Origin of the sequence: Actinoplanes sp. NPDC048791 (genome assembly GCF_040650095.1) — a bacterium.
In the GTDB taxonomy this organism is placed as follows: Bacteria; Actinomycetota; Actinomycetes; order Mycobacteriales; family Micromonosporaceae; genus Actinoplanes.
In genome coordinates, this window is record NZ_JBEZGQ010000566.1 from 1 (window position 1) to 5,542 (window position 5,542).

Consider the following 5,542-nt stretch of genomic DNA (forward strand, 5'->3'; position numbering starts at 1 on the left):
GGCGCCGACGACGGCCACGCCGAGCGCGGCGCCGACCTGACGGCTGGTCGAGGCGATCGCCGCGGCCACGCCCGCCTGGGCGCGGGGCATGCCGGAGACGGCCGTGTTGGTGATCGGCGCGTTCACCATGCCGAAGCCGAAACCGAACATCGCGTACGCGGTGAACAGCAGCCAGACCGGGGTGTCCGCGGTGAGCCGGGTGAGCGGCAGCATCGCCAGCGCGATCGCCGAGCCGGCCAGGATCAGCGGCAGCCGGGGCCCGCGGGCGCCGACCATCCGGCCCGACAGCGGCGCGATCACCGCGGTCAGCGCCGCCATCGGCAACGTGTACAGGCCCGCTTGCAGCGCCGACAGGCTGCGCACCTCCTGCAGATACAGCGAGTTGAGGAACAGGAAGCCGCCGAGCGCGCCGAAGGCGCAGACCGCGATGACGGTCGCGCCGGAGAACGGCACGCTGCGGAAGAAGCGCAGATCCAGCAGCGGCTCGGTGCGGCGTGACTCGTACGCCAGCAGCGAGACCAGCGCCACGGCCCCCAGCACGAAGCACCCGACGATCAGCGGCGAACCCCAGCCGGCGTTCGGGCCCTCGATGATGCCGAACGTGACCGAGGCCAGGACCAGCAGCACGAGCACCTGACCGACCGGGTCGATGCGGCGCGGGTGCTCGGCCCGCGACTCGGGGACGTACAGCGCGGCCAGCACGATCGCGGCCACCCCGACCGGCACGTTGATCCAGAAGATCGACCGCCAGCCCAGCCCGGCGACCAGCAGACCGCCCAGCACCGGCCCCAGCGCCATGCTCAGCCCGACCACCCCGCCCCAGACGCCGATGGCCCGGGCGCGCTCGCGGGGCTCGGTGAACGTGTTCGTGATGATCGACATGGCGACCGGGTTGAGCATCGAGCCGCCCACCGCCTGCACCATCCGGAACACGATCAGCCAGCCCAGCCCCGGCGCCACACTGCACAGCAGCGACCCGACGGTGAACAGCGCCAGCCCGGTCTGGAAGGTGCGCCGCCGGCCGACCCGGTCGGCGGTCGAGCCGGACAGGATCAGCAGGCTCGCCAGCACCAACGTGTACGCGTCCAGCACCCACTGCAGCGAGGAGACGGACGCGTCCAGGTCGGCCCGCAACGAGGGCAGCGCCATGTTCACGATCGTGACGTCCAGCCCGACGATGAACAGGCTCAGGCAGCAGATCGCGAGCACCAGCTGGCGGCGGCGGGGACTGAGCTCGGGCATCGGGTCCTTTCTACTCCTTCGCGCGGCGCTGTCCGCGGAACCCGGCGGGGCGGCGTGACACACTTCATCCGGCTGTGCGGCGTACGGGTCGGAGGGTCCATGCGGAACGGCGAGACGGGGCTCGATCAGCAACGCATCGTGCGGGCCGCCGTGCGTTTCATCGACGAGCGCGGCCTGCGGGAGCTGACCATGCGGCGGCTCGGGGCGTACCTCGGGGTCGAGGGCATGGCGCTGTACCGCCACCTGCCCGGCCGGGAAGCCTTGCTGGACGCGGTGGTCGAGTCGGTCGTGGACGAGCTGTACGGCGACCCCGGCCTGGGCCTGGACGCGCCGGGCGGCTGGGTCGACTACCTCCAGCGACTGGCCCACGGGCTGCGGCGGATCGCGCTGGCCCACCCCGAGGTGTTCCCGCTGGTGGCCACCCGGCCGGCGGCGGCGCCCTGGGTCCGGCCCCCGCTGCGCAGCCTGCGCGGGATCGAGTCGCTGCTGCAGGTCATGACGTCGGCCGGCTTCTCCGACGAGGACGCCGCCGCGGTGTACCGGGCGTTCAGCAGCTTCCTGCTCGGCCATCTGCTGCTGGAGGTCTCCGCCCTGGGCGTCGAGACCGGCCCGGTGGAGGAGCCGGAGGTGGCCCCGGTGCACGACCTGAGCGCGTACCCGGTGCTGCGGCGCCTGGAGCCGCACCTGTCGCAGGACCACTCGGCCGCGGACTTCGAGGAGGCGCTCGAGACGCTGCTCGACCGGATCGCGCTCATGCTGCCCGCCCGGCCGCGGGGCCGGGGACAGGCGTTACCCCGGAATGGCGATCAATAACGTCCTGAGCACTGCCGGAAAGAATTAAAGATCGCCTGTTTATGCGGTAAACAGCCGGGCACTTTTGCCAGCGTAAGGATGTCGGACCGCGGCGCTGAGCAGCGGCTTCGATGATCGACCCCCCGCAGGCACCTCCCCCGGAGCCGGTCATGAACAGTCCCCGAAATGCGCGCCAGGAAGGTGCGACGCGGTATTCCCGCGACGACTCCACCGCATTCGACCAGGCGGGCCCCGGGCGCTGACCGTCCGCATCACCGGAAAACCGCACCACCGCATACCGGGGCCGGCCGGTCACTCGGTCGTGCCCACCCACCCGGAAAGGAAACAGCATGCTCACCCAGAACGACACCCAGAAGCTGCTCGGCTCCGACGTCCACGAGACCGACGGCACCAAGATCGGTTCGGCGGCCGACGTCTACCTGGACGCGCAGACCGGCAACCCGGAATGGGTCTCGGTGAAGACCGGGCTGTTCGGCACCAAGCAGAGCTTCGTGCCGCTGGAGGGCGCCAGCCTCGAGGGCGACCGGATCATCGTCGCGTTCAGCAAGGACCAGGTGAAGGACGCCCCGCGGATCGACCCCGACGGCCGGCTCAGCCCCGCCGAGGAGGACGAGCTCTACCGCTACTACGGCCTCTCGTCGACCGGCGGCAACCTGGACCGGGACGGTGACGGCTACACCGACACGACCCGTACGTCCGGCACCACGACGAACACCACCGGCACCACGACCGGCAGCTCGTACGACAGCAGCGACGACCGCGGTGACATCTCCGGGCCGGACACCGACGACGCCATGACCCGCTCCGAGGAGCGCCTGGTCGCCGGGACGCGCACCGAGGAGGCCGGCCGGGCCCGGCTGCGCAAGTACGTCGTGACCGAGCAGGAGCAGGTCACCGTGCCGGTCACCCGCGAGGAGGTACGCCTGGAGCGCGAGCCGATCACGGACGCCAACCGGGGCTCGGCCCTCGACGGTCCGGACATCTCCTCCGACGAGCACGAGGTCACGCTGCATGCCGAGCGCCCGGTGGTCGACACCGAGGCCGTGCCGGTGGAGCGCGTGCGCCTGGGCAAGGAGACCGTCACCGACGAGGAGCGCGTCTCCGGTGAGGTCCGCAAGGAGCAGATCGACTTCGACGACCAGACCAGCCGCCGCTGATCTTTACCATTCGGCGCCCCCCGGATCCTGGTGTCCGGGGGGTGTCGCGGTGTGTCCTGCCCCGCATCGCATTCAGGGTTCGAGGCACGGCAGAGTGGGAAGCCTTGCGCGGAGCGTCCGCAGGTGGAGGAGAGACATGAAGATCTGGCCCGGCTCGCCGTACCCGCTGGGGGCCACGTACGACGGCGGAGGGACCAACTTCGCGCTCTTCTCCGAGATCGCGGACCGGGTCGAGCTGTGCCTGTTCGACGACGACGGCACAGAGACCCGGATCGACCTTCCGGAGCGCGAGGCCCTGGTGTGGCACGGCTACCTGCCGCGGGTCGTGCCCGGTCAGCGGTACGGCTACCGCGTGCACGGCCCGTACGACCCGGCCACCGGGCTGCGCTGCAACCCGTCGAAGTTGCTGCTCGACCCGTACGCGAAGGCGATCGACGGGCACCACGAGTGGAACAACGCGCTGTTCTCCTACAACTTCGGCAACCCCGGCGAGGTCAATCACGAGGACTCGGCGCCGTACGCGATGCGCTCGGTGGTGATCAACCCGTTCTTCGACTGGGCCAACGACCGGCCGCTGAAGATCCCGTTCCACCAGACGGTGATCTACGAGGCGCACGTCAAGGGCATGACCCAGCGTCACCCGGGCATCCCCGAGGACGTCCGCGGCACCTACTCGGGTCTGGCCCACCCGACGATGATCAAGCATTTCAAGGAGCTCGGGGTCACCGCCGTCGAGCTGATGCCGGTGCACCAGTTCGTGCACGACAGCACCCTGGTCGACCGCGGTCTGCGCAACTACTGGGGTTACAACACCATCGGCTTCTTCGCCCCGCACAACGACTACGCCTCGTTCGGCGGGCACGGCGGCCAGGTGCAGGAGTTCAAGTCGATGGTCAAGGCCCTGCACGCGGCCGGCATCGAGGTCATCCTGGACGTGGTCTACAACCACACCGCCGAGGGCAACCACCTCGGCCCGACGCTGTCGTTCCGCGGCATCGACAACCCGGCGTACTACCGGCTCGTCGACGACGACAAGCAGTACTACTACGACACCACCGGCACCGGTAACAGCCTCAACGTGCGCCACCACGAGTCGCTGCGGCTGATCATGGACTCGCTGCGCTACTGGGTGACCGACATGCACGTCGACGGCTTCCGCTTCGACCTGGCCTCCGCCCTGGCCCGCGAGTTCCACGAGGTGAACCGGCTGGCCGCGTTCTTCGACCTGGTCAACCAGGACCCGATCGTCAGCCAGGTCAAGCTGATCGCCGAGCCGTGGGACGTCGGCGACGGCGGCTACCAGGTCGGTGGCTTCCCGCCGCTGTGGACCGAGTGGAACGGCAAGTACCGCGACACCGTCCGCGACTTCTGGCGCGGCGAGCCGGGCAGCCTGGGCGAGTTCGCCTCCCGCTTCACCGGCTCCTCCGACCTGTACGAGATCGACGGCCGGCGCCCGATCGCGTCGATCAACTTCGTCACCGCGCACGACGGCTTCACCCTCAACGACCTGGTGTCGTACAACGAGAAGCACAACGAGGCCAACGGCGAGGACAACCGCGACGGCGAGAGCCACAACCGGTCGTGGAACTGCGGCGTCGAGGGACCCACCGAGGACGCCGAGGTGGTCAAGCTGCGCGAGCGGCAGAAGCGCAACTTCCTCACCACGCTGCTGCTGTCGCAGGGCGTGCCGATGATCGCCCACGGCGACGAACTGGGCCGCACCCAGCACGGCAACAACAACGTGTACGCCCAGGACAGCGACCTGAGCTGGGTCGACTGGGAAGACGCCCGTATGCACGACGTGCAGACCCGCTTCACCGCGTCGCTGACCAAGCTGCGCGCCGACCACCCGATCTTCCGCCGCCGCCGCTTCTTCACCGGCGAACCGGCCGGGGATTCCAAGGTGCCCGACATCGCCTGGCTGCGCCGCGACGGCGAGCCGATGACCGAGCCGGACTGGAACACCCGGTCGGGCATGACGATGACGGTGTTCCTCAACGGCCACGGCATCCCCGAGCGTGGCGCGCTGGGCGAGGAGATCCGGGACGACTCGTTCCTGGTGCTGTTCAACCCGCTTTCCGAGGGCGTGACGTTCACCCTGCCGCCGCGCTCGTACGGCCGTACCTGGGAGACCGTGGTCGACACGGCCGACCCGCTGCTGGCCGCCAGGCGCCGCACGACCAAGGCGGGCGGTCAGCGCAACGTCGAGGGCCACACCATGGTCGTGCTGCGCTGCCGGTACTGAAACCGGTTGCGCGGTACGGCACGCTGAGGCCGTGTCCGGGATCGCGCTGAGCCACCGCTTCTACGAGCTCGCCGTCCGCCCGCTG

At 69.9% G+C, this 5,542-nt stretch carries 4 protein-coding genes; 3 read left to right on the plus strand and 1 reads right to left on the minus strand.

The genetic code is table 11. The features are described 5' to 3' along the window. Positions 1–1,242, minus strand: a 1,242-nt coding sequence (locus AB0C29_RS31165; protein ID WP_360827629.1) for a DHA2 family efflux MFS transporter permease subunit, incomplete at its 3' end; no start/stop codon positions are given. A gap of 99 nt (positions 1,243–1,341) precedes the next feature. Between AB0C29_RS31165 and AB0C29_RS31170 the strand changes: the two genes are divergently transcribed. The 3 genes from AB0C29_RS31170 to glgX all read left to right on the plus strand — a co-directional run bounded on the left by AB0C29_RS31170 (position 1,342) and on the right by glgX (position 5,457). After that, entirely contained in the window at positions 1,342–2,055 is a 714-nt protein-coding gene (locus AB0C29_RS31170; protein WP_360827632.1) for a TetR/AcrR family transcriptional regulator C-terminal domain-containing protein, read from the plus strand. 329 nt (positions 2,056–2,384) lie between these two features. Next, positions 2,385–3,212 (plus strand): PRC and DUF2382 domain-containing protein, encoded by an 828-nt coding sequence (locus AB0C29_RS31175; RefSeq protein ID WP_360827635.1) that lies wholly within the window; start codon positions 2,385–2,387, stop codon positions 3,210–3,212. Between the two features lie 136 nt (positions 3,213–3,348). Next, positions 3,349–5,457, plus strand: a complete 2,109-nt coding sequence (gene glgX / locus AB0C29_RS31180) for a glycogen debranching protein GlgX (RefSeq protein WP_360827638.1) — start codon at positions 3,349–3,351, stop codon at positions 5,455–5,457. Positions 5,458–5,542 lie beyond the last annotated feature (85 nt).

Coding starts and splice junctions, on each gene's coding strand:
- AB0C29_RS31170 (WP_360827632.1), top strand. CDS start 1,342: ATGCGGAACGGCGAGACGGGGCTCGATCAGCAACGCATCGTGCGGGCC.
- AB0C29_RS31175 (WP_360827635.1), top strand. CDS start 2,385: ATGCTCACCCAGAACGACACCCAGAAGCTGCTCGGCTCCGACGTCCAC.
- glgX (WP_360827638.1), top strand. CDS start 3,349: ATGAAGATCTGGCCCGGCTCGCCGTACCCGCTGGGGGCCACGTACGAC.